Raw genomic sequence first — 23,880 nt, forward strand, 5'->3', positions numbered from 1 at the left:
GTTTACAATTGTTGATTCAAATACAACATTTCACAACCTTAAAAACCCTGAAAGTCAAATCATTTAAACAAATAGTTTAAAAAATATTACCACTTTGCATACCTTAGTAATCTAAAATGAAAGAAGCATCATCAAAAGGACTTTTCTTTATATTCATTACTGTCGTCATTGACTCTATCGGGCTAGGAATCATTATTCCTGTAATGCCAAAATTGATCCAAGAGCTTATAGGCGGTGATTTAAGTCAAGCCTCCCAGTATGGTGGCTGGTTAGTGTTTGTATATGCCTTAGCCCAATTTTTCTTTGCCTCCGTCTTAGGAAATCTAAGTGACAAATACGGCCGTAGACCAGTCTTGCTATTTTCGTTATTTGGCTTTTGTATTAACTACATTTTAACCGGCTTGGCTCCATCCATTCTCTGGCTATTTATTGGCCGGCTTGTCGCTGGAGTTACGGGCGCTAGCCACACAGTGGCTGCAGCATATATCGCAGATATTAGCACACCACAGAAGAAAGCCCAAAACTTTGGATTGCTGGGTGCGGCTTTCGGTCTTGGATTTATCTTAGGCCCCGTGCTAGGAGGTGTTTTGGGGCAATACGGTTCCCGCGTACCCTTCTTTGCAGCAGCCATCCTTTGCCTTCTGAATGTTATATACGGATATTTCGTCATTCCGGAATCGTTGAAACCCGAGCTTCGGCGACCCTTCAGTTGGAAGACGGCCAATCCGATTGGAGCATTTATCCATATTAAATCCTATCCCCATATCCTGCCCCTATTTTTGAGCATATTCCTAATAAATATTGCTGCCAATTCAGTGCAGAGTACCTGGTCTTATTTTACGATGGAGAAATTTGAATGGGATGAAAAAATGGTGGGACTTTCCTTAGGTTTTGTAGGCACCTTGCTTATGATTGTGCAAGCCGGGTTGATCCGAATAGCCATCCCAAAGTTGGGTTTAAAAAATGCCATCATACTCGGACTCGTCTTATACGTCTGTGCTTACACCTTATTCGGTTTTGCAAACCAAAGTTGGATGATGTATGCTATCAGTATATTGTTTGTCTCGGCGGGATTAGCGGGGCCAGCGTTGCAAAGTTATATTTCGGATCATATACCACCGAACGAACAAGGACAGATACAAGGAGGAATAACTTCAGTCATTAGTTTGACTTCCATAATAGGCCCTTTACTGATGACCACCTTGTTCTCCTACTTTTCGCGCAAAGAAGTGCACCCGTATTTTCCAGGTGCACCATTTATTTTATCCGCCGTATTAGCCGCTGTAGCGCTTATTATCACGGGATTATATTTTCGAAAAAAATAGTTTTACTTCTGTATTAGACAGACCGCATAAGCGACTACGCCCTCTTCGCGACCAATAAAGCCCATTGTTTCATTCGTCGTAGCTTTGATGGAAATATCCTCGACATCCAAGCCAGCAGCTGCCGCAATTTTTTCTTTCATCTGTGGAATATAAGGTTTGATTTTCGGAGCTTCGAGGCACAACATGGCATCGATATTACCTACATTCCAACCTTTTTCATTCACCAATCGGATACACTCTTGAAGCAATAGCAGACTACTTACGCCTTTCCACTTCATATCTGTATTTGGAAAATGATAGCCGATATCTTCTAGATTGGCTGCGCCTAATATAGCGTCACAAATAGCATGCACCAGCACATCAGCGTCCGAATGACCAAAAGCACCAGCATGATGCTCCAACTGTACGCCACCAAGCACAAAGGGATGCCCTTCCTTCATTTGATGCACGTCAAAACCAAATCCTACTTTAATCTTCATAGTAGACGAAATTAAGACTTTCAGCGCAGAATACTAATTTAAAATGCCGATAAGTCTCCATCGGCAAAAAATAAGGCAAAAAACTCGTCTTTAATCTTCCGTATGTTATAAAAATATTCATATTTTTGGATATTACTATCATCAATACTATCCGATTATACAGAAGTTGCGTGTGTTAATACCAGCAATACTTATAACGACGAGCCTATTTACTGTTTTTTCGTGTAAAAGCAATAGAAATAATGTATCTGATAAAACAGGTGTGAAATACAATGACCCCGAAAATGGAGGTCTTCAGATCAATCGAAAAGTAAAAGAAAGCCTCGGCCCTGGATTAATAGCGATCGAAGGTGGAACATTTGTCATGGGCGGCAGTCTCAATGAAGATGTAGCCTACGCGCACGATAATCTAAAAAGAAGGGTTACTGTAGCTTCATTTTATATTGATGAGACGGAGGTTTCCAACGCCGATTGGTTAGAATATTTACATTGGATTTCTCAGAACTTTCCTCAAGATCAAAAAATGTATTACGATGCCTTGCCAGATAGTTTGGTATGGCGTAATCCACTTTCGTACAATGAGCCGTATGTAAACTTCTACCTGCGCCACCCTTCTTTCCAAGATTATCCGGTAGTAGGTGTAACTTGGGAACAAGCAAACGCTTATTGTCAGTGGCGTACTGATCGTGTGAACGAGCATATTCTAAGACAGCGTGGCATCCTTGTGGATTACAAGACAGCAAGCCAACAGCAAAATGGTCAACCGTTCAATTCAGAGATATACTTAAACGGACAATTGCAAGGACCTGGTTACGATGGTAAAAACATGCCAAAGGATAATCGTCCAGGCGCACAGCAAAATGGCCGTCGCACCGTACGTATGGAAGACGGAATATTAAAGCAAGCATACAGACTTCCCACTGAAGCGGAATGGGAATATGCTGCATTAGGCTTGATTGGAAATACCTATGAGGGCAATATAGAATCGAACAAAACCTACCCTTGGAATGGCCTAGGCGTTCGTGATCATAAACGTCGCACACAAGGACGCATGATGGCCAACTTCAAAATCACAAGTGGTAACAATATGGGTGTAGCAGGCGATCTAAATGATGGTGGAGATATCACAGTACCTGTCAAAAGCTACCAACCCAATGACTTCGGATTATACAATATGGCCGGCAACGTCAATGAATGGGTTAGCGATGTATATCGTCAATTGTCATTCGAAGACTTTGATGATTTCAACCCATACCGTGGCCATGTATTCATGGACAATCAGTATGAAGATGCGGAAAATCGCAAATTAGCCAAAGATCAATTTGGACGTCCTATTAAAGTGGCAGCAAAATCTCCTCGTAAACAAACTTGGGAAGAATTGCAAGCTGCAAATACGGAACAAGCTGCTACCTATGACAATGATGTAAGAGGCTTCAAAGATGAAGAACAAAAAGAGCTCTATGGCAAAACAACTTTGGTCAATGACAAATCCAGAGTTTTCAAAGGTGGATCTTGGAATGATCGCGCATATTGGTTGAATCCAGGTACACGTAGACATATGCAACAAGATGAGTCCAATGCGATGACAGGATTTAGATGTGCGATGACAATGGTCGGAAATGTATTTGGACCTCGGAAATAAGACTTATTAAAAGAAAAGAGCTGTCAGATTAATTCGTAATAAGTTAAAACTTAATCTTTCAGACTTACATAAAAAGAAGCCGGTTCGTTATATGGCGAACCGGCTTCTTTTTATTAATCCACATCCAATCCTTCTAATACAGGAATAGGCTTTTTATCGTCATCGAGTGCCACTAAGGTAAACATACCCTGAATCGCTAACTCTCTACCATCTTTATACATACTCTCGAGGTAGATTTCTACTTTCACTTTTACGCTGGTACGGCCTACACTATCTACTCTCGCTATGGCTTCAATAATACTTCCCGAAGGAATAGCCTTTTCAAAGTTGATCTTATCTGAAGACACAGTGACTAATCGTTTACGGCAAAAACGAGTGGCCGCCATAAAAGACACTTCATCCATAATGGCCATGGCTTTCCCTCCAAATAAGGTATCATGATGGTTGGTCACAAAAGGAAATACAGTGACGCATACCCGAGTTTCCGACTGATTTATTCTTTCTTCTAAAGTCATTGTTTTTAATTTCTTGGTGCAAAAGTACGATTTCTAAACATCTTGCACATCGACACCTATTCCTTTTAGCAACAGTGACGCGTTAAAAATGGTACATTTTCCATCTTTCAGTTTATAATCAAACAGCATCTCTCCATCCCTCACCTGAATATCAAAATGAAAATTTTTCAATTTCTCTTCATACTCTTCCTCCAAAGAAGCCAACTGCAAGTCATGTGTTGCGACTATACCTTTGCCATCGATTGCTAAAATTTTACGTATTATAGCTTTGGAGCCTAAATACTTATCCACCGAATTGGTACCACGCAGCATCTCATCTATCAGCACAAAGGTATGGGGATCAGATGCCAATTTTTCCAAAATAAATTTCATTCGATCCAGTTCCGCTTTGAATGTCGAGGTACTTTCATTCAAACTGTCTTTGATACGCATATAACTCACCAAGCTGTAAATAGGCAGGGCAAATTGTTTGGCACATACTACTGCTCCAGCATAAGCCAATACCGCATTGATGCCTATTGTACGCAGGAAAGTACTTTTGCCCGCCATATTGGACCCTGTAATCAGGGCCGCTTGATGATCATGTGCATTATAATCATTGGCTACGGCTAGATGTGTCGGTATCAAAGGATGATTGATCGCTTCCGCCACTATCCTATCCGACTGGGGATTGTCCAAAATTGCTGGCTCTACCCAAGTATGGTGATTGCTTTTTAATGTCGCTAAACTCACCAAAGCTTCGAAAGAAGCAATGATTTCAAAGGCTTTTAATACATTGCCTTCGTAATTTTTCTTCCAATCTACAATCGCCAAGACCTGTTTGAAATCCCACAACATCAGCATATTTAAAAATGCACCTACCAAAATATTATTTCGTGCATCCAATTTGTCCACTAGACCACCTAAATGCTTGAAACCAGTAGATAAATGCTCCTGATTGTCCGTCTTCAATGCAGCCTGCAGACGTTGATTCAACGGGGCAGAAAATTTTTCATCCTCCACCATCTTGACCGCATCGGCATAGGATATTAGGGTAAATCCGATCTTATCTATCCGACTGGAAAAATAGGATACCCTGCCGCCCAATGCCATCGCCCATAGTAGGTGAACTATAGCCAACAACAAAAGGTAATTCCAAATTGGCGTCACAAACAACGACACAAGTATGCCCACTACAAAAATAAATGGTACAATCTTCACATACAGACGCATGAACGAAGAACCAAAATTTAGGGCTTCATCTTCCAAATAACGCTTCAAAAAGGTTTTGATATTTGTTTTCTGTCCGAGATTAAAGAGCAATTTGGTTTGCAATAGTTGTGTCCACTCCCTTTTGCCCGCCAATTCTGCCGCGGCATGCTGACGGTCCAGGATTTCCTGTTTTTGTGCAGGCGCTTGAAACCACGAAGCCAAAGTGCGGACACCGTCTACCGTAGCAGCACGATTGATTACTGCGAAAAGTGATTTCTCACCAAAAATATCCAAATCCGAAATATAAGCATGTTTGGGATCGTCAAAATCCTTTCCATCCTCATACATATTTTGGGAAGTAGCTTCCACGTGCAACTCATTTTCGTTGACCCGCAAATACGCTTTCTTCTCATCCCGCAGCTTTTCCAGTTTACTCTGCCGCAACACCAAATAGGCAAAGCCCAATACGATGGCAAACACGGCACCCAGCAATATCCACACATTATTCATCTGAAAAATCTGGAATAAAGCTATTGCGCCGATTATAATCAGCGCCAAACGCATCAAACTGTTTGCATTTATACTTTTATCGAGAGCCGTTAGCTCTTGTTGAGTCTGTTGAATATTTTTTTCGTAAAACGCCTTCATTAGCGCTAAAGATAGGAAAAAGCGCCCGAAGTATAGGTAGAATTACCAAGCTTTGTCACCCACAAGCGGCACAAAACGAAATGTATCCAATTCTATGCGCTCAAAGTCATTTTCAGCAACGCGTAGAATAGTAACCATTTTTTGGGATTTTTCATCCCCTACAGGAATGACGAGTAAACCTCCTAATTTCAATTGCTTTAACATTACCTCAGGAACAAAAGGAGCACCCGCGGTGACAATGATTTTGTCATAAGGTGCATTTTCGGGAATACCTTTGGACCCATCGCCTAAGAAAAAATTAGGCTTATAACCCATATAGGGCAATACCTGTATGGTACGCTGATACAAATTCTCTTGGCGCTCTATCGTGTACACATCTGCCCCCAGTTCGAGCAATATACAGGTCTGGTAGCCAGAGCCTGTACCAATCTCCAGCACTTTATCGCCCTTTTTGACATGCAGCAGCTCCGATTGGTAAGCAACCGTGTATGGTTGCGAGATAGTCTGCCCATCCCCTATTGGGAACGCAATATCCTTATATGCTTGATTCCAAAATGTCTCATCAAAAAAGAAATGACGAGGTACTTTACCGATAGCCTCCAGTACACGTTTATCTTGTATACCTCTACTTTCAAGATGCTTTACCAGCTTCTTCCTTGCTCCCTTCTCTCTGTAATTATCTATGAATTTATATGCCATCGTCCTTCAAAAATACCATTGTTTAACCATATAATTAAAGAATAAATACAATTAATTCGAAGCCAATTAGTTTAGATTTTGGTTTCATATTTTAGGGATTATAATTTATAATAGGTAATTTCATAAAGTTAAAAATTCAAACAACGATGCGCTATTTTTTACCCTTCATATTGCTCCTTTTTCTATCCTGTGATTTTCAAGGAAACAATCCAGTACGAAATCAGGACCATAAGGAGAAAATAGAAGAAATACTCAGCCAACAGTCCTTGAAGGGTACGATTTTAATCTTTGATAGCAAGCAAAATATTTATTATTCCAATGATTTTGCAGCTGCCGAAAAAGGCTATCTTCCGGCCAGCACTTTCAAAATTCCGAATTCCATAATTGCTTTGGAAACCCAAGTTCTAAAAGATGAAAATGTCGTGTTGAAATGGGATGGTCAGAAACGGGCCTTTCCTTCTTGGGAAAAAGATATGACGGTACGGGAAGCTTTTCAGGCGTCCTGCTTACCTTGTTTTCAAAAGGTAGCCAAAGATATTGATGCCAAGCGGATGAAAGCTTATTTGAATAAACTGCATTATAGCAATATGGATGTGCATGAGGGCAATATTGATAATTTCTGGATACAAGGGAAGTCCCGCATTTCTCCTTTCGAACAGATAGACTTTCTGCAACGCTTTTATACCAAAAAACTTCCCATCCTCAATACAACCCATGATAAAATGATCCGTATTTTTGAGAAAGAAAATACGGACAGTTATAGGTATTTTGGCAAAACCGGATGGTCCGACGAAAATGGCATCAACAATGGCTGGTTCGTAGGCATATTGGATAAAAAGTCAACAGTTTATTACTTTGCGCTCAACGTCGAACCTATCGATCAAAAAGATGTCAGCAAATTTGCTGCTGGTCGCGAATTGGTGACGCGCGAAATCCTTAAATTATTAGAAATACTCTAATCGACAACACATAAATAACATGAAACAGCTTCTTACTCTTTTATTAGCTTTTACGTTTACAATGAGTGTTTCCGCTCAAGAAAAAATCCTGAAAGTCCTAGCCATTGGAAATAGCTTTTCGGAAGACGGAATAGAAAATTACCTATATGATCTGGCCAAAGCAGATGGGCAACAAATCATTATCGGCAACATGTATATTGGCGGTGCTTCGATAGAATTACATGTCAAAAATTCCCGTGAAGACAAAGCTTCCTATTCTTACCGCAAGGTGGGTTTGGATGGTAAAAAAATGACCACCAAAGATGTGAGTATCTCCCACGCCATTGCCGACGAAGATTGGGATTATATCAGTCTGCAGCAAGCGAGTCCTTTTTCAGGGCAACATACTGTAATTATGAAAGACTTGCCCGAATTGATTCGCTATGTCAATTCGTTGAAAAAACCACATACGAAGTTGCTGTACCATCAAACTTGGGCTTACCAACAGGATTCAGATCATAAAGGCTTTGCCAATTACGACAAAAGCCAAGAAAAAATGTATGCTTCCATTGTAGATGCAACCAAGAAAATCAGCAAAATGAAAGATTTTGACCTGGTCGTTCCGGCAGGTACGGCGATTCAGAATGCACGAACTTCATCACAAGGAGACACCTATACACGCGATGGCTACCATCTCGAATTGAACTTCGGACGATTCACTGCTGCCTGTACATGGTACGAAAAGCTATTGGGAAAAGATGTGCGTAAAAACAGTTACAAACCCGAGCAAGTAACGGACAAACAAGCGAAAATCGCTAAACAAGCCGCTCACAAGGCAGTAAAGAAACCGTTTAAAGTCTCTAAAGTTAAAATATAACAGGAAGAGCGAGTAAATACTCGCTCTTTTATTTTTAATAAGGATCTACATCGATGACGGTCCGTACGCCAGCATTCAATTTATCCAATTCAAAATGCAATAGCGCTGTACGAATTAATTCCTTTACTTTCTGAATCGAAATATTTGTACGTTCTATTTTGAGTGTAATAGTCTGTATATAGTGATTACGTACCCGTGCTACTAATGGTGGCTCAGGCCCCAAGATACGATTCCCAAGAGATGTACGTAAGAGATTAGCTAGTTTCTGCGCAGAATCCAACGTTTGCTGTTGATCCGGATGCTTTACATCAATACGTATGATACGATAAAACGGTGGATAAGCAAAATTCTTGCGCTCCGTCACTTCTTTCATAAACATGCCATCATAATCGTGATTGACCACTTGCTCAATGACGCGATGATTGGGCGTGTAAGTCTGAATAATCACCTTTCCCTGATCTTGTCGTCGCCCTGCCCTACCCGCTACTTGTGAAAAAAGCGAGAAAGCGCGTTCATATGCTCTGAATTCGGGAAAGTTAATAATTGTGTCGGCATTTAGAATACCAATAAGACTTACTCTACCAAAATCCAATCCCTTAGCGACCATCTGCGTGCCAATCAGCACATCGTATTCATGGTCATCAAAGGCTGAGATAATACGGTCAAAACCATATTTTCCTTTGGTAGAATCTAAGTCCAGACGACCAATACGCAGATTTGGCATCAGTATTTCCAACTCTTCTTCTACACGTTCTGTTCCGAACCCTTTACTTTCCATATGCGGCATGCCACAGCCGGGACATACATTGACCGTATTTTCGGAGTGTCCACAATAATGACAATGCAGAAGATTGGAAGATTTGTGATAGGTTAAACTCACATCACAATTAACGCACTTCGCCACATAACCACAGGTGCTACATTGCACAAAAGGTGTATGACCACGTCTATTTTGAAATAGAATAACCTGTTCTTTTTTTGATACAGCTTCTTCAATGCCTTTCAACAGACTCGCACTGAAATAGGAGTGCATTTCATCTTTTCGCGCCGCCTCCGGTATATTGATAATTTCAATTTCTGGCAATTGCGCTTCTCCAAAGCGTTGCAGCAATTCGACCAACCCGTACTTATTGGCTTTCGCGTTATAATAACTTTCGACCGAAGGTGTTGCTGACCCCAGTAATACCTTAGCATAATGCAGATGCGCCAAATATATGGCTGTATCACGCGCGTGGTAGCGCGGAGCAGGATCATATTGCTTATAGGAATTTTCATGCTCCTCATCCACGATGATTAATCCCAAATCTCGAAAAGGCAAAAACACGGCCGAACGGGCCCCTATCACAACTTTGAATTCATTTTTCAGCACTTTGTGCCACACCTCAGCACGTTCATTATCGTTAAATTTGGAATGGTAAACACCTAAATCATTGCCGAAATGCAATTTCAGCCGTTCTGTAATCTGTGTGGTTAAAGCAATTTCGGGCAATAGGTACAACGCATTTTTGCCTGATGCCAATGCTTGTTCAATCATACGGATGTAGATTTGTGTTTTGCCGGAAGCGGTAACCCCATGCAATAGCACCACATCTTTCTGTTCGAAGTGTGTATTGATATCCTCAAAAGCCTTTTGTTGGATCTCACTAAAGGTAAAATCTTTGGTAAGCAACACATCCATGCCTTGAAAACGGCTTACGACTTTTTGTTTGACTTCAAAAACACCCTTATCTATGAGAGCTGTAATGGCACCTGCGCCACATCCCGTAGCTTCCATCAAGTCTTGACGGGAAACATCTTCTTTGGTTTTGGATAATTGCATAAATCCCAAAACCGCATCTTGCTGCTTGGGCGCACGATTCAAACTATCTAACAGGATGCGCTTGCTTTCTCCGTCGCTATATAAAGACGAAAAGATCAAAAAAGTCTTTGTTTTTGGCTTATAACGCTCTTTTATCTCTTCCGAAATTTGAATAAATCCACTTTCGAAAAGTGATTTCAATAGTGGAAATACGGACTTCTGTCCCAATATTTTGGACACATCGCCCACCGACAATTCACCAGCTACGTCCAATGCATCCAATACCAAAAAGGCTTTGTCCGATAAATCGGAACGATCCCGTTCTTCCTTGGCTAGGGCTATGATTTTTGTTTCGGACGCCATCTTCAAGGCTGCCGGCAAAGCTGCCTGCATGACCTCCCCCAGATGACACATATAATAGTCCGCTATCCAATCCCACAATTTCAACTGACTTTCGTCCACGATAGCGTACTCGTCCACCACATCCATAATGTATTTGGCTTCATACTTTTCGGGAGGATTTGTCGTAATATGTTTTACAATAGCCGAATACACCTTATTGCGACCAAATTGCACAATGACACGCACACCAATACCTATCTTATCATTCAATTCAAATGGTACCCGATAAGTATATGTTTTGGCAATCGCCAAAGGCAAGATAACTTCCACAAAAAAAGTTTTTCGCTCTGCAAATAATTCTGGATTCGACATATACACAAATGTAAGAAAAAGCCCCTGATAGTATTATCAAGGGCTCAATATTTTGAATGTTTAACAGGCTATGCTCTATTTTTGAGCGCTGCCACAAATAACCCTACCCATCCGACTACAAAGCACAGTCCGCCCAATGGCGTTATTGGACCTAGGATGGAGATTTTTGTGATTCCCAAAAGCTCACGAACACTGAGTAGATATAGCGAACCTGAAAACAGTAAAATCCCTATGGTAAAAAAGATATATGAAACTCGTATTGACTGACTTTTTGCGCGTGAAAAAGTAGATAAAAATAACAAAGCAAATGTGTGATAGAAGTGATATTGGTTAGCTGTTTTCCATGTATCAATGTGATAATCGCTAATCTTATTCTCAAGTCCATGTGCACCAAAAGCCCCTAAAATCACAGCTATAAGTCCAAATAATGAAGCTGTTAGAATGATTTGTTTATTCATTAATAGCTATTCAAAAATATATTTTAAGTTAATACAGTGATAAATGTACTAAAAATATATTAGGAAAAAACTATAGAAAATAATGTTTTTACTGTCTTTTCCTTCTTTTCAAAAATGGAAATAATTAGGTTTGTAAAATGAGGAATACGATTATTGTTACGGTACTGTTGTTTGTTGGAGTCATTGCGGCATCGATATTTTATTTCCGCGATATCAATAAAGAACAACATAGTACCCTAAAACCCCTAAAATATCTTCCAGACAATACGTATTTGATCGCCTCTATTAAGAATGACGAAATCACCGACAATATTTTTAAAGATTTTGATCTATTCGATGCCTTATTAGGTCATCAAGAAATGGAGCTCATTAAAAGATATAAAAATCAAATTTTACGTCACGAGGCTCTATATGAATTCATTGAAGGCCAAGATGTATTTCTCTCTTTTCATCCCCATGCGGACTCCTTACACATGCTATTTACGGTGCCTACCGCACAAAATATTAGTGAAAGTGACGTCAATAACTTAATGAATGCCTATAGCGCGAACTACAAAATACAGACGATAGATACCTTAAGCGAAAGAATCACGGCTTTCAGCTTTGGTACGCCTGATACAACGCTATACGCCACATATTACCAGCAGGTACTATTTGCTTCATATTCCAAAGACATTATACTCGCTGTGTTGAATAAATCTATCCCTAAACTTAGCGAAAAGCAGATCGATTACTTCATTCAACATAGTTCAAGGAATACGCCCCTGAGTGTGTTTTTCCCACATCAAAACTACAGTGCTGTAGTCAAACATTTCCAGCAGCGTGAAAAAGGAATATTTTCCGATCAATTTGTTGGATTACAGGGGCAGTCCGCGTGGAATATCAATTTCAAGCAAGATGCCCTTATGCTTACGGGTGAAAGTGAGGTGGATAATTCAAAAGGCAACTACATTGCGCTTTTCCGCAATCAAACGAAGAAGACGCAGAGACTTTACAATTATTTCCCTTCCAATACAGCTGTATTCATGGAATACAGCATCAGCAATTACGCGAAATTTGAGGCCGACTTAAAACAATATTTTGAGGCGCGTGAAGAATTCAAAAAGCTTGAATCCACTTTTCAAAATCTAGCCGACAGCAGCTCGTCGATTGGTAAACTTTCTCATGTATTGCAGCATAATTTTGCCTTGGTCGAGCAAACGAATCAAGTGCATGTTGGATTCATCGGAATAGCAGATACCGCTCGGTGGAAGCATATTGAAAACCGGATCTTGGAACATGAAGGAGAGGATATTTTCCGATTCAGAAATGCGAATGTGCTGTATGCACTATATGGAGAAGTCTTTAAATACCATACCCGTCCTTATGTAAGCCGTGTAGATGATGTAATGGTAGTTGCAAATTCGCGAAATGAACTTCAGAATTATATCAACAATTTTCGTCGCAAAGATTTATTGACGGGAACATTAGGTTTCAAAAACTTTGAAAAACTGCAAGGGAATGAAGCCAATGTTACACTATTTGTGCACAACAAAAATTCTTTTTCCAAGATTTTGTATTCTCTCCCCATTCATTACCAAAAGAAATTCAGAAATAAAGAGAATTACGGCTATCAAGATTTTTACTCCTGGTCATTGCAGTTGTCCGGTAATAATGGAAACTTCTCTTCTCAAGTATATGCCTTATACAAAAGCAAAAATGCATTAGGAAGTACGCCAACATGGACTTATCAGCTGGAGGATAGAGCGATTACGGCACCGTATGTATTCGAGCATTCGGACACCAGCCAGATGATTCTAATCCAAGAGTTGGATCACACACTACATGCTATACATCCTTCGGGAAACAAACTATGGTCTACAATAATTGCAGGCCGTATTGTCGGAGAGATACAACAACTCGCTGACCGCAGTATCCTATTAGTTACGGACCGAAGTCGTCTATACCGCCTGGATACCAACGGCAAGAATCTGAAAGGTTTTTCGACTGGAATTCCGAATGAACCTCTATTCGAACCCACCCTATTCAATACCAATGATCAAGAAATTATTTTGGTGCCTACAGCGAATTCGATCTACGCCTATACCATGGAAGGCAATAGATACACAGACTGGGATTCAGAAAATATATCGCAGCGCATCACGACAAACTTAATTTTGACACAAAAAAACGAAGTGCTTTTTGGTACGGATAACGGCACGATAATCTGGCTGAATGACAAAGGAAAAACTACTTCGACAGAGAAAATCCCCTCCGATAGTAAAGTTCAATCTATTATGGACTTTTCAAACCTAAAAGTACAAGCTGTAGTGGATGATGGTTTGGTGTACCGCAGTAGAGAAGGAACTTCACATGTCAGATGGGAATTAGAAGAGTTAAAGAACAAATTCTGGACAGGTTTCAGACAGATCTCCGGAAGAGCATTTCCAGAATTGATTTTATTAAATGAAAATCAATTAAAAGTATATAACAATGAAGATTCACTGCAATTGCAGTTTGAGCATTATTTCACTCGAAATATAGACAACAAGCCGCAGTTTTTTAAGAATAGAACCTCCAATGACTATTTTATAGGTGTCGCTTCCAAGGCATCCAATCTGTTGTATCTTTTTGGTGACAATGGAGCGGTGCTGGATGGTTTTCCCGTAGAAGGTCAGCCTTTATTCTATTACGGAGGGATTAATTACAATAGCGAAACCTATCTTTTGTGTATGCGAAGAGATAAGAAATTGTATGCATTCAAGCATCAAAAATAATTTGAGGTAGAAACTAATTATTTGTACGTTTGTATTCTTAATAAAGATATGTTACAAGGAGAAGAGAATTTACAATTACTGACCAAACCTACACGAATAGCCATTACTACACACCACAAACCCGATGGTGATGCACTGGGTTCTTCATTAGGATTATACCATTGGCTCAAAAAAAACAATCATGAGGTATCGATAGTGGTATCCTCTGATTTTCCTACATTTTTGGATTGGATGCCAGGCCGTCAGGATGTAATTTCTTATCCCGAAAACCCCGAATTGGCCGTAAAATTAATTGAAGAGGCGGCAATTATCTTTTGTCTTGATTATAGTGCTTTATCACGGACCAATATCTTGGAACCTATTATTGCTGCTGCTTCCGGCCAAAAATGGATGATAGATCACCACTTAGATCCTGAAGATTTTGCGGACTTGATGTATTGGGATTCCAATGCTGCGGCTACCGCCCAATTAATCTATACTTTCATCGCGGAGAGATGTCAATCTGCTGATCAAATCGATGCCGATATCGCGACTTGTCTGTATGCTGGCATTATGACCGACACAGGTTCGTTTCGTTTCCGCTCGACTACTTCCGCTGTGCATCATATCATAGCAAGCCTGATCGACGCCGGAGCACGCAATTGGGAGATTCATGAGCAAATCTATAATAGTTCGACCGAACGTCGCTTAAAATTTTTAGGCTATTGTTTATTGAATTGTTTGGAAGTCATTCCCGAATATAACACCGCGCTTTTTGCAATCTCGAAAGAAGATTTGGCTCAATTTCAAATCTCTACGGGCGACACCGAAGGGTTAGTAAATTATGCCCTTTCGATCAAAGGTATCCGACTGGCAGCATTATTTGTTGACAGAACCGAATTAATTAAACTATCTTTGCGTTCGATTGGTGAAATCCCTTGTAATGAGATATGTAAGAAATATTTCAATGGCGGTGGACACTTAAATGCTTCAGGAGGCAGCTCCTCAGAAGAATTATCATCGGTTGTAAATAAATTTAAATCAATTTTACCTGAATACTCAGAAATTTTAACACAGTAAATAAGTATTAATCAATAAAATGAAAAAATCATTATTTTTATTAGCTGCTGCAGTAGGTATTTTCACTACTTCATGCCAAAATTTTAAAAAAGGAGACGGTGGTCTTGAATACAAAATCGTAAAGGATGAAGGTGGTGCAAAAGCTGTAGATGGCGACCATTTGTTCGTGGACATGGTAGTTACTTCAGATAGAAATGACTCCCTAATCCAAAGCACATACGACTTAGGACTTCCTCAATACGTACAAATCGTACCGGATTCAATCCCTGGTAACTACAAAGGTAGCTACTCTTCTATGTTTAAACACTTAGGAGAAGGTGATAGCGCTATATTCCGTCTTAACTTGGATACCATGGCTGCAAAATCGGGTCAACCAAAACTTCCTATTGCAGATCATTACTTAACATTCACAGTAAAAGTTAGAAAACACTTCAAAAAAGCAGAGTTACCTGATTCGGTAGCACACGTGCAATTAGATAATTACTACAAAGAATTAATCGGTGGTTTGGAGAAAGCGGAAGCGGGTAAAATCGATACTTACGTAAAATCAAACAAATTAGAGCCTAAAAAATCGGCTTCAGGTTTACAGTACGTAATTGAAAAGCAAGGTGAAGGCGCAAAACCAGCTATCGGTGATACAGTAATGGTAAACTACACAGGTCGTCTAGTTCACGGAAAAGTTTTCGATACATCAGTGAAAGAAGTAGCGGATAAAGAAAACATTCCAGCGAATCCTATGCGTACGTATGAGCCAATCAAATTTGCTCTAGGTGTTGATCCAGTTATCCCTGCTTGGGTAGAAGGTCTTCAATTATTGAACAAAGGTGGTAAAGCGAAATTAATTATCCCTTCTAGCTTAGCTTACGGTTCTAATGGTGCACCTCAAGGTGGTATCCCTCCGTACGCTCCACTTATTTTTGATGTAGAATTGGTAGACATTATCAAAGGTCAAGCTCCAGTGGCTGGTGCTCCTACTCAGACACCGACACCTGTCCAACCATAATCAAAAAACAATTAATATATAATATATTAACAACAATATTATAAGATTAAAAATTAAAATACGATTTTGTTATCAAAATCGTATTTTTTGATTTTATAAGCCCTACTCTTTTGACAAATTAGTATTTTTGTAGCAGAAATCATCATGACAGTTCCAGTAGAAATCCTTACCGACACGCATACGCACATATATTATCACGTGGGCTCGCCTAAAATGCAAGAACAAATCGATAGATGTGTGACTAATAATATACAACGTCTTTTCCTTCCTAACGTAGAAAGTGAATCTATCGCGCAGGTGATGGAAACCGTCAGTACCTATCCAAATATGTGTTACCCCATGCTTGGATTGCATCCTTGCAGCGTAAAGGAGAATTACAAAACGGAGCTTGATGAAATCGAAAAAGCAATAGCGCAACATAAAATTTATGCTATTGGTGAAATAGGGATAGATTTATACTGGGATAAGAGCACATTGGAATGGCAAAAAGATGCTTTTCGCACACAAATCAATTGGGCCAAAGCATTAGGTCTTCCTATTGATATTCACTGTCGTGAAGCTTTTGATGAAATATTTGAGGTGTTGGAAGAGATGCAGGATGATAAGTTGTTTGGCATCTTTCATTGCTTTACAGGCACTTTAGAACAAGCAAATCGTGCAATTAATTTAGGCTTCAAATTGGGTATCGGAGGTGTAGTCACCTTCAAAAAAGCAGGTTTGGATCTTGTCGTTAAAGATCTCGATCTGAAGCATTTGGTGCTTGAAACGGACTCTCCTTATCTGGCCCCTTCGCCCTATCGAGGCAAGGAGAATGAAAGCGCGTATTTGCTACATGTAGCTCAAAAAGTCGCGGACCTGCATGAGATTAGTATTGATGAAGTCGCAAGAATAACAACAAAGAATTCAAAACAAGTTTTTGGCATATAAAGCATGAATATTTTCATCATATACACAGGTGGCACCATTGGGATGGTACAAGATGACACAGGCACATTTGTGCCCTTTGACTTCGAGTTGATCCAACGGAATCTGCCTGATTTAAGTCGGCTGAATTATCAATTGACAGTTCATTCCTTCAACCCTATCATCGATTCATCCAATATGAGTCCTGCTATATGGATAGAAATGGCGCAACTGATTCGAGACAATTACGAAAATTATGATGGATTTGTCATACTCCATGGCTCGGATACGATGGCATTCTCAGCCTCTATTTTAAGCTTTCTGTTGGAAGGATTACAAAAACCCGTCGTATTTTCTGGCTCCCAATTGCCCATCGGCGAGATCCGTACGGATGCACGCGAAAATATGATGACTGCGCTAGAAATCGCCAGTGCCAAACATAATGGCAAAGCTGTTGTCCAAGAAGTTTGTATTTTATTCGACAATAAATTGTTTCGCGGCAATCGGTCATTTAAATACAATTCCGCCAAATTTGAAGCATTCCGCTCCCCTAATTATCCCGTGCTTGCTGAAGCGGGCATTCATCTGAAGTATAATTTTGATGCCTTGGTGAATAATTCAGAGAAAGAATTTATTTCTCATAATCATCTGGACAATAGAGTGGCTGTACTCAAATTATTCCCCGGAATCAGCCCCTCGACTATACAGGCTATATTGAATGCGGATGCACGATCTATCGTCATGGAGACTTTTGGTTCGGGCAATACAACCACCGAAAAATGGTTTTTGGACTTGTTGAGCGACGCCATACGACAAGGCAAAAATATCCTTAACATCTCGCAATGTAAGGTGGGTTCAGTAGAATTAGGAAGATACGAAACGAGCCAAGGACTAAAAGCTATTGGCGTCCTCAACGGCTATGACATGACTTTCGAAGCTGCTGTAACCAAGCTCATGTACCTGCAAGGTGAATTAGCAGACCAAGATGCTGTAGCATACTGGGTCGAAAAGGATTTACGTGGTGAACTCACAATTAATGACTAACTGCTGAAATAAAAATAGAGGAATTTGCAAAAAAGCATTTTCCTCTATTTGAAAATCAATCACTATAAATCTGAACGCTATTTCATTTTCATTATCCCAATTTTCATTTTTAGTGATTTGAAATCCCACCCCTACTCTACATCGTCGAGTAATTTACCTATAAATACTAATTGTATATTATTTTTTAAAGCACTGCTCAATCCTAAAGTTTTAATTATACCCGTATCGTCATATACTTCTACGGAGTACTGTATAGGTTTAGTCTCACTCAATAAACCCATAAATTGATTGAATACGATCTGCTTATTCAGTTGAAAATCATCTTCCACCTCCACACTGCTCTGATCTAATATTGGATTGACCATACTGCTGTTGAACGGGCTAAAAAAGAAAGGTTCATGCTCTTGCTTGATGACTATTTTTTAGATATGTGACAAATCCCAGGCGTCGGTAAATTCGATTTTAACCTGGCTATAGAGCCGCTGCAGCACAATGTTAGATGTCATGTTGCTATTGACTTCCAAATCGCCCATATAGCCATATATTTCAGCATGTCGATTCGAAAAAATAGTTACTGTGTACAGTTCATTTGCCGAGGATGCAGTATTCGGCAGTATTAATTCTTCCTCAGAACTATTCCATACAAAGAATACTTTATAATCTCCTGTGGGCAATTCCAATTCCAAAGAAGGGTTTTCTGCATCCTGTATTATTCCTTGTTTCGTGATCTCTGGGCGATCTACATGGAAGAGAAAATAATGCAATTTATTGACGACAAAAGATGTATTGGACGTGGGTGCTGAGCCGATCAAATGGAGATTGTCAATACGAAGTGTGCCTGAATATTCATTATAAGCGCTTCCTGTACCTCGATCTCCTGCTTTCATCCCCATTTTGAACCACAATTCATCACCCGAAGATTTAAACTCTCAAGATCATAAGTAAAAGAACTTTTGGAATTAGCTGCTACATTGACAAATTGATTCACCAGCTCGATGGTCTGGTAGTTATCGCCTTCATCCAAACTGTAATAAAGCTCAAAATCCTTGGGGCCGGTGGCTGAGCCTGTGACGTCAAAACCGAGGCGTTTAATCGAAAGAACTTCTTTAATTGGAAATTTGATAAGTATCTCACGAGGCCCTAAGAAGTTGACAGCTTTGCCTGCAGCATATTCTTCATATACAAAGCCTGCCCCAAAACTTGTCGGTACGATTCCATTATTGACTGTAATGGATGGATTTGCATAGTTACTATACTTGATATCTGGAGTTAAGGTCTCATTGTTAAAACTCCAAAAGTTTCCCTTCGCTATATTTAGCCGGATTGGAAGCGTTAGCATAACGATTTGCTTTCGTTGAAGCGTTCTTCAGAAAACTTGTAGAAGCCTTAAAATTAGTAAACGTAAAATTTACTGGATAGACTATTTCATTCTGTTCATCGAGGCTGATATCTTTTTTACACGAAATAGCTAAAATAATAATAATGAAAGTCTATAACTGGTTAAGATAAGACGTTTCATTATAATAATATCTTAGATGTTCATAAATATCGTGTTACATCTAAGATAATATTATTAACTATAAATATCAAATATTGATTTAAATAATTTTATTCTGGTATTTATTATTTATAAGCACCTGCACGGGAGTACCTTTTTGACCATGGATTTTATAGTCTAGCACCGCATTATTTTTCCATTTAATATCAACTGTCATATTCCCTCTTACCCGCAACCCTCTTACCTCCCCATCTTTCCAATTATTCGGAAGTGCAGGTAATAGATGGATAAAATTTTCATGGCTCTGTATCAACATTTCGGCAATGCCTGCAGATCCACCAAAATTTCCGTCAATCTGAAACGGAGGATGTGCACAGAATAAATTGGGATAAGTACCGGCTGAAACTTTTCCTTCGGGTGTAAGGGCAGGCTTCAGCAATTGACGCAAAATCTCCAAGGCATGGTCGCCATCATGCAATCTTGCCCAAAACAATATTTTCCAAGCACGAGACCATCCCGTACCTCCATCCCCTCGTACTTCAAGAGTCTTCTTAGCTGCCGAAGCGTATGCGGGTGTCGATATAGGCGAGATAAATGGCGCCGGATAAAGCCCGTATAAGTGTGACACGTGACGATGCTGTGGCTCACTTTCCTTATAATCCTCGAGCCACTCCATGACCCGTCCGTCAGGGCTGATAACCACGGGTGGGGGAAGCTGATTTAAATCTTCTTTAAGCTGGCCGGAAAAGGTGTCATTCAACACCAAAATAGAATCTGCTGCTATTACAGACATATACAGCTCACGAACAATCTGATTATCTATCGTTGGGCCCATGACCACAGATGCTTGTTTGCCATTGGGCAGTATAACACCATTTTCCGGGGACACGGATGGAGATGTCACCAAATAATTTGATTTTGGATCCCGAACTAATGTATGTTTATAAAATTTGGCGGCTGCTCGCAGTATGGGATACACCTCTCTGAGGTATTCTTCGTCCTGCGTAAATTGATAATGCTCCCAGATATGATTGCACAGCCAACCTGACGCCGTGCTGGAACCCCATGAAGCATTTTCACCAGGAGCGGTATAGCCCCACACATTTGTCATCATATATACTACCCAGCCCGGTGCATTATAATAGGCTTGCGCAGTTTTCTCCCCTTCTTTTGCCAACCTCTTGATCAATTGGATAAAAGGCTTGTGATATTCGGATAGATTACTCACCTCTACCCCCCAATGGTTCATTTGGGCATTCACATTCAGATGATAATCACCATTCCACGGTGTCTGTATCTGATGTGCCCATAGACCTTGAAGATTTGGAGGCAAAGCATTATCGGAATTACGAGCTGTACTTGAAATAGTCAAATAGCGACCATATTGGTAATATAAGGTTGCCAATCCATTATCCTGAGCTGGATTTTCATAAAAATTCGACAACCGTATATCAGTAGGTATGTTATGCTGCGGGTTTTGATCATTGATATTTAAGGTTACACGATCAAATACTTCTTTATATTTTGCCAAGTGCTTCTTCTTCAGCGCAGCATAATCCAACTTTCCCGCAAGTTGCTTTTCTATATATTCCAACGGATCGTGTCCATAGTAATCTGTAGATGCGGCATAATAAACCACGATTTCATCCGCACCTTTTATGATAATCTGATTATCATAGTTGAGTATCGAGCCTCCTTTTTTGACTACTAAAAATTTTGTAGCAAACTGCAAACCATCTCCACCCATGCCATTGGGTAGGGTGCCCTGTACCAAAATAGTATTGCCTTGAACTTGATGTGAACGGACATTTTCATCTCTATAAAAATGCATGGCCACACTGATAGCTTTCTTTTTGTCTGCCGAAAACTTCATAACACCAATATTCTTGTCTTGCGAGGTAAAATATTCACGCGAAAAAGTGGTGTCGTTTATTTTGAAGCTAGCTTTCGCAATGGCAGTTTTGAGATCCAGTTCCCGACGGTAAGAGGTAGCTTTTTGTTGATGAAGAAAATTTATATTGAGAAATCCCAAATTCTGATAACAACCGTACGGTACTGTGGCACCCTGTCCATGTCCCGAACCAGGTCCAATACATACATAATTTGCATTAACCAATTTTTCTGCCTCATCATTCTTCCCTTGAAATAGAAGCTCCTGAATAGTACTTACCTGTTTGTATGCATTGTAATTATTAGCATCATGCACTCCTCCGGACCACATCGAAATCTCATTCAAAACAATATTTTCTTCGTAAATACCACCATTGGGCATCATCCCTATCCAACCATTGCCCAAAGGCAACGTTTCTTCCCATCGTGTGGCGGGCTTATCATACCAAAGTCGTAAGTCTTGGCCATTCACCTGTAAATAGATAAGAGCCCAGAAAAGAAATAGAAGAAGTCGCATCATATTATTTATAAGTGTTTATCTCCTTAAAGCTGAAACCCTTTTGATCCTTCGCCACAAATTTGATGTATTTCGAAGTGATTTTTTTCTCAAAATCCACCATCTGTTCGATAGGATTAGAAAGAACATTAGCAAATTCCCCTGTCTTGACTTTTGTCCAATTCTTTGCATCATTACTTTCTAAAATCTCATAACGCATCACCATCCCTTCCTTTTTACCATCTTGGCGGGGCAAATAACCTAAGGATGAGATAGGCTCATTCAATTGTAAGACCAACGCGTCGGCATTCACTTCCTGCACAGCATCTTTTGAAACCCGTTGCGTGGATACGATTGTGGATGAAGCTCTTGCACGTTCGTTGATCACATTATCAAATGAAAATTCTTCATCATATTCTTTGAATAGCGCAAAATCACTTAGCGTTGGCGCGACGGGAGCGTAAAGTTTGATTTTCAATTTCTTGGCTTTGATCGGCTTTTCTAGTTTCATTAAGCGGTTAGCGCCAACACTTGTCGCTGAAGCAGCCCTCTGCCATTGACCATCTGTCATCACTTCTACTATCACCGAATCCAATCGTTGACCCAACTTTATATTTTCTCGTAAACGGATAATGTCAAATTCCTTTTCTTCCGCCAAGGTGACTTCAATTTCGGGGCTTAAGACCGCATTACTAGGTGCATAATAACTGTATCGGTCCTCATCAAGGATATTAGCTACCGCAAATTCAGGATTGTTTCCACGCATCTGAGTGGAAGTAGCTTTAGCGCCTTTGGTTAGATTGGTACCGAAGGTATGTTTTATTTTGCGACCAAAAGCAGCCAGCGATTTGACATCATTAGGGTGAAGAATCCCCTCTGGCATAGGCGCCAAACCCAAATTCATGTTGGCTCCGCGGCCTACAGACTTAAGGTAGATATCGAATAATTGATTGGGAGTCTTTACTTGATGATCTTGACTAGGGTGGTAAAACCATCCTGGCCGCTGAGGAACATCACATTCTGCCGGTATCCAGTAGGCACCATTACGGTCTCCTGTTGGCAAATTGGAAGCATCCGTACTCGCGCCCGGCATTGGCTTCAATCCATTGCGTCCTTTCGGTGTTATGGTCGACCAAGATGTCTCGGCAGCGTGCCCGTGTTCATTTCCTACCCAGCGCATATCCGGCCCGATATCCGAAAAAATCATTGCATTGGGTTGTAATTTGCGGACAATAGGCCATGTTTTTTCTTCCCATTCGTAGTACGTGACAGGATCGATTACTCGCTTCTCGTTACGACCGCCATAGTAACCGTCGCCGCCGTTCGCGCCATCATGCCAAGAGGTGAACAATGTGCCATAATTACTCATCAGCTCTGTCAGTTGAGCACGGTAAGCATCGGTATAGGCCGGCGTGCCGTATCGCAAATCATTCCTGTCCCAAGCTGAAAGGTAAATACCGAACGCCATATTATTCTGATGAGCAGCCTGCATAAATTCCTTTACCATATCTCCTTGCACACCATTCCATGGAGATTGGCTTATGTTATAATTGGTGGTCTTCGTTGGCCATAAGCAAAATCCGTCGTGATGCTTGGCGACACTAATCAATCCTTTGAAGCCAGCACTCGCAGCCGCCTGTGCAATTTGGTTAGCATCAAATGCTGCAGGATTAAAAATACTTGGCTCCGCATCACCAAATCCCCATTCTTTATCCTGAAAAGTAGTAGGTGTGTAATGAATCAAACAATACATTTCCATTTCATGCCAGCGCAGCTGACGCTCGGAAGGCAATGCCCCATAAGGTTTGGGTTCTTGGGCCACTACGTTCATGAATCCTAATAATACTGCAGATAAAGAGAGTGAAAATCGCATAGGTTTATTTGGGTTTAAATAATATAATCAATTGCAACTTCTAAATTAAGGCTATTTACAAAGATTTCTATATA

The 23,880-nt window shown here is 40.3% G+C and carries 20 protein-coding genes; 9 read left to right on the top strand and 11 right to left on the bottom strand.

Annotation, left to right across the window (positions count from 1 at the left end; translation table 11 throughout):
• Positions 1–116: 116 nt before the first annotated feature.
• Positions 117–1,325, top strand: coding sequence for a TCR/Tet family MFS transporter (locus EDC17_RS00380; protein WP_132775831.1), 1,209 nt, complete (start codon positions 117–119; stop codon positions 1,323–1,325).
• Positions 1,326–1,327: 2 nt separating this feature from the next.
• Here the strand turns inward: EDC17_RS00380 and ispF are convergent, their stop codons facing one another.
• Positions 1,328–1,804: a 2-C-methyl-D-erythritol 2,4-cyclodiphosphate synthase gene (gene ispF / locus EDC17_RS00385; RefSeq protein ID WP_132775833.1), complete on the bottom strand. Its 477-nt coding sequence runs from the start codon at positions 1,802–1,804 to the stop codon at positions 1,328–1,330.
• Between the two features lie 154 nt (positions 1,805–1,958).
• Here ispF and EDC17_RS00390 point away from each other — a divergent pair, with 154 nt between their 5' ends.
• Entirely contained in the window at positions 1,959–3,446 is a 1,488-nt protein-coding gene (locus tag EDC17_RS00390) for an SUMF1/EgtB/PvdO family nonheme iron enzyme (RefSeq protein WP_449441388.1), read from the top strand.
• 113 nt (positions 3,447–3,559) lie between these two features.
• Here the strand turns inward: EDC17_RS00390 and EDC17_RS00395 are convergent, their stop codons facing one another.
• The 3 genes from EDC17_RS00395 to EDC17_RS00405 are packed head-to-tail and all read right to left on the bottom strand — an operon-like array spanning position 3,560 to position 6,499.
• On the bottom strand, positions 3,560–3,961 hold the full coding sequence (locus EDC17_RS00395; protein ID WP_132775837.1) for an acyl-CoA thioesterase: 402 nt from the start codon (positions 3,959–3,961) through the stop codon (positions 3,560–3,562).
• A 33-nt stretch (positions 3,962–3,994) separates the two neighbouring features.
• On the bottom strand, positions 3,995–5,800 hold the full coding sequence (locus EDC17_RS00400; protein WP_132775839.1) for a MutS-related protein: 1,806 nt from the start codon (positions 5,798–5,800) through the stop codon (positions 3,995–3,997).
• A gap of 42 nt (positions 5,801–5,842) precedes the next feature.
• The gene (locus tag EDC17_RS00405) at positions 5,843–6,499 is read right to left on the bottom strand and encodes a protein-L-isoaspartate(D-aspartate) O-methyltransferase (protein ID WP_132775841.1); all 657 of its coding nucleotides are present in this window, start codon (positions 6,497–6,499) and stop codon (positions 5,843–5,845) included.
• A 146-nt stretch (positions 6,500–6,645) separates the two neighbouring features.
• On the opposite strand from EDC17_RS00405, the gene blaOXA reads away from it, so the two are divergent.
• Positions 6,646–7,458, top strand: coding sequence for a class D beta-lactamase (gene blaOXA, locus EDC17_RS00410; RefSeq protein ID WP_132775842.1), 813 nt, complete (start codon positions 6,646–6,648; stop codon positions 7,456–7,458).
• 19 nt (positions 7,459–7,477) lie between these two features.
• Entirely contained in the window at positions 7,478–8,314 is an 837-nt protein-coding gene (locus tag EDC17_RS00415) for a DUF4886 domain-containing protein (protein ID WP_132775844.1), read from the top strand.
• 34 nt (positions 8,315–8,348) lie between these two features.
• Here the strand turns inward: EDC17_RS00415 and priA are convergent, their stop codons facing one another.
• Both priA and EDC17_RS00425 read right to left on the bottom strand, forming a co-directional pair.
• Positions 8,349–10,826: a replication restart helicase PriA gene (gene priA / locus EDC17_RS00420; RefSeq protein WP_132775845.1), complete on the bottom strand. Its 2,478-nt coding sequence runs from the start codon at positions 10,824–10,826 to the stop codon at positions 8,349–8,351.
• Between the two features lie 68 nt (positions 10,827–10,894).
• Positions 10,895–11,284, bottom strand: coding sequence for a DUF423 domain-containing protein (locus EDC17_RS00425; RefSeq protein ID WP_132775847.1), 390 nt, complete (start codon positions 11,282–11,284; stop codon positions 10,895–10,897).
• 137 nt (positions 11,285–11,421) lie between these two features.
• On the opposite strand from EDC17_RS00425, the gene EDC17_RS00430 reads away from it, so the two are divergent.
• The 5 genes from EDC17_RS00430 to EDC17_RS00450 all read left to right on the top strand — a co-directional run bounded on the left by EDC17_RS00430 (position 11,422) and on the right by EDC17_RS00450 (position 18,049).
• Positions 11,422–14,040 carry a hypothetical protein gene (locus EDC17_RS00430; RefSeq protein WP_132775849.1) on the top strand — a complete coding sequence of 873 codons (2,619 nt, stop codon included), beginning with the start codon at positions 11,422–11,424 and terminating at the stop codon, positions 14,038–14,040.
• A gap of 48 nt (positions 14,041–14,088) precedes the next feature.
• The gene (locus tag EDC17_RS00435) at positions 14,089–15,099 is read left to right on the top strand and encodes a DHH family phosphoesterase (protein ID WP_132775851.1); all 1,011 of its coding nucleotides are present in this window, start codon (positions 14,089–14,091) and stop codon (positions 15,097–15,099) included.
• A gap of 19 nt (positions 15,100–15,118) precedes the next feature.
• Positions 15,119–16,102, top strand: a complete 984-nt coding sequence (locus tag EDC17_RS00440; protein WP_132775853.1) for an FKBP-type peptidyl-prolyl cis-trans isomerase — start codon at positions 15,119–15,121, stop codon at positions 16,100–16,102.
• A gap of 144 nt (positions 16,103–16,246) precedes the next feature.
• A complete protein-coding gene (locus EDC17_RS00445) occupies positions 16,247–17,029 on the top strand; it encodes a TatD family hydrolase (RefSeq protein ID WP_132775855.1) in 783 nt (260 codons plus the stop codon).
• Between the two features lie 3 nt (positions 17,030–17,032).
• Positions 17,033–18,049 (top strand): asparaginase, encoded by a 1,017-nt coding sequence (locus EDC17_RS00450; protein ID WP_132775857.1) that lies wholly within the window; start codon positions 17,033–17,035, stop codon positions 18,047–18,049.
• A 131-nt stretch (positions 18,050–18,180) separates the two neighbouring features.
• On the opposite strand, the gene EDC17_RS00455 is transcribed toward EDC17_RS00450, so the two are convergent.
• The 5 genes from EDC17_RS00455 to EDC17_RS00475 form a co-directional block, all read right to left on the bottom strand.
• Complete coding sequence (locus EDC17_RS00455; protein ID WP_132775859.1) at positions 18,181–18,414, bottom strand: hypothetical protein; 234 nt, start codon at positions 18,412–18,414, stop codon at positions 18,181–18,183.
• 57 nt (positions 18,415–18,471) lie between these two features.
• Positions 18,472–18,936, bottom strand: coding sequence for a hypothetical protein (locus EDC17_RS00460; protein WP_132775861.1), 465 nt, complete (start codon positions 18,934–18,936; stop codon positions 18,472–18,474).
• Entirely contained in the window at positions 18,933–19,388 is a 456-nt protein-coding gene (locus EDC17_RS00465) for a hypothetical protein (protein WP_132775863.1), read from the bottom strand. Before EDC17_RS00465 ends, EDC17_RS00460 begins: the two co-directional genes overlap by 4 nt.
• Before the next feature lie 259 nt (positions 19,389–19,647).
• Positions 19,648–21,957, bottom strand: coding sequence for a glycoside hydrolase family 95 protein (locus tag EDC17_RS00470; RefSeq protein WP_132775865.1), 2,310 nt, complete (start codon positions 21,955–21,957; stop codon positions 19,648–19,650).
• Position 21,958: 1 nt separating this feature from the next.
• Positions 21,959–23,806, bottom strand: coding sequence for an alpha-L-fucosidase (locus tag EDC17_RS00475; RefSeq protein WP_132775867.1), 1,848 nt, complete (start codon positions 23,804–23,806; stop codon positions 21,959–21,961).
• Between the last annotated feature and the right edge of the window lie 74 nt (positions 23,807–23,880).

The organism is Sphingobacterium alimentarium (genome assembly GCF_004342685.1).
GTDB lineage: Bacteria > Bacteroidota > Bacteroidia > Sphingobacteriales > Sphingobacteriaceae > Sphingobacterium > Sphingobacterium alimentarium.

What these genes read in the sequence shown, in the direction of transcription:
- EDC17_RS00395 (WP_132775837.1), bottom strand. Translation starts at nt 3,961, where the DNA reads ATGACTTTAGAAGAAAGAATAAATCAGTCGGAAACTCGGGTATGCGTC.
- blaOXA (WP_132775842.1), top strand. Translation starts at nt 6,646, where the DNA reads ATGCGCTATTTTTTACCCTTCATATTGCTCCTTTTTCTATCCTGTGAT.
- priA (WP_132775845.1), bottom strand. Translation starts at nt 10,826, where the DNA reads ATGTCGAATCCAGAATTATTTGCAGAGCGAAAAACTTTTTTTGTGGAA.
- EDC17_RS00460 (WP_132775861.1), bottom strand. Translation starts at nt 18,936, where the DNA reads ATGAAAGCAGGAGATCGAGGTACAGGAAGCGCTTATAATGAATATTCA.
- EDC17_RS00435 (WP_132775851.1), top strand. Translation starts at nt 14,089, where the DNA reads ATGTTACAAGGAGAAGAGAATTTACAATTACTGACCAAACCTACACGA.
- EDC17_RS00445 (WP_132775855.1), top strand. Translation starts at nt 16,247, where the DNA reads ATGACAGTTCCAGTAGAAATCCTTACCGACACGCATACGCACATATAT.
- EDC17_RS00380 (WP_132775831.1), top strand. Translation starts at nt 117, where the DNA reads ATGAAAGAAGCATCATCAAAAGGACTTTTCTTTATATTCATTACTGTC.
- EDC17_RS00430 (WP_132775849.1), top strand. Translation starts at nt 11,422, where the DNA reads ATGAGGAATACGATTATTGTTACGGTACTGTTGTTTGTTGGAGTCATT.
- EDC17_RS00465 (WP_132775863.1), bottom strand. Translation starts at nt 19,388, where the DNA reads ATGCTAACGCTTCCAATCCGGCTAAATATAGCGAAGGGAAACTTTTGG.
- EDC17_RS00400 (WP_132775839.1), bottom strand. Translation starts at nt 5,800, where the DNA reads ATGAAGGCGTTTTACGAAAAAAATATTCAACAGACTCAACAAGAGCTA.
- EDC17_RS00415 (WP_132775844.1), top strand. Translation starts at nt 7,478, where the DNA reads ATGAAACAGCTTCTTACTCTTTTATTAGCTTTTACGTTTACAATGAGT.
- EDC17_RS00440 (WP_132775853.1), top strand. Translation starts at nt 15,119, where the DNA reads ATGAAAAAATCATTATTTTTATTAGCTGCTGCAGTAGGTATTTTCACT.
- EDC17_RS00455 (WP_132775859.1), bottom strand. Translation starts at nt 18,414, where the DNA reads ATGGTCAATCCAATATTAGATCAGAGCAGTGTGGAGGTGGAAGATGAT.
- EDC17_RS00475 (WP_132775867.1), bottom strand. Translation starts at nt 23,806, where the DNA reads ATGCGATTTTCACTCTCTTTATCTGCAGTATTATTAGGATTCATGAAC.
- EDC17_RS00450 (WP_132775857.1), top strand. Translation starts at nt 17,033, where the DNA reads ATGAATATTTTCATCATATACACAGGTGGCACCATTGGGATGGTACAA.
- ispF (WP_132775833.1), bottom strand. Translation starts at nt 1,804, where the DNA reads ATGAAGATTAAAGTAGGATTTGGTTTTGACGTGCATCAAATGAAGGAA.
- EDC17_RS00470 (WP_132775865.1), bottom strand. Translation starts at nt 21,957, where the DNA reads ATGATGCGACTTCTTCTATTTCTTTTCTGGGCTCTTATCTATTTACAG.
- EDC17_RS00405 (WP_132775841.1), bottom strand. Translation starts at nt 6,499, where the DNA reads ATGGCATATAAATTCATAGATAATTACAGAGAGAAGGGAGCAAGGAAG.
- EDC17_RS00425 (WP_132775847.1), bottom strand. Translation starts at nt 11,284, where the DNA reads ATGAATAAACAAATCATTCTAACAGCTTCATTATTTGGACTTATAGCT.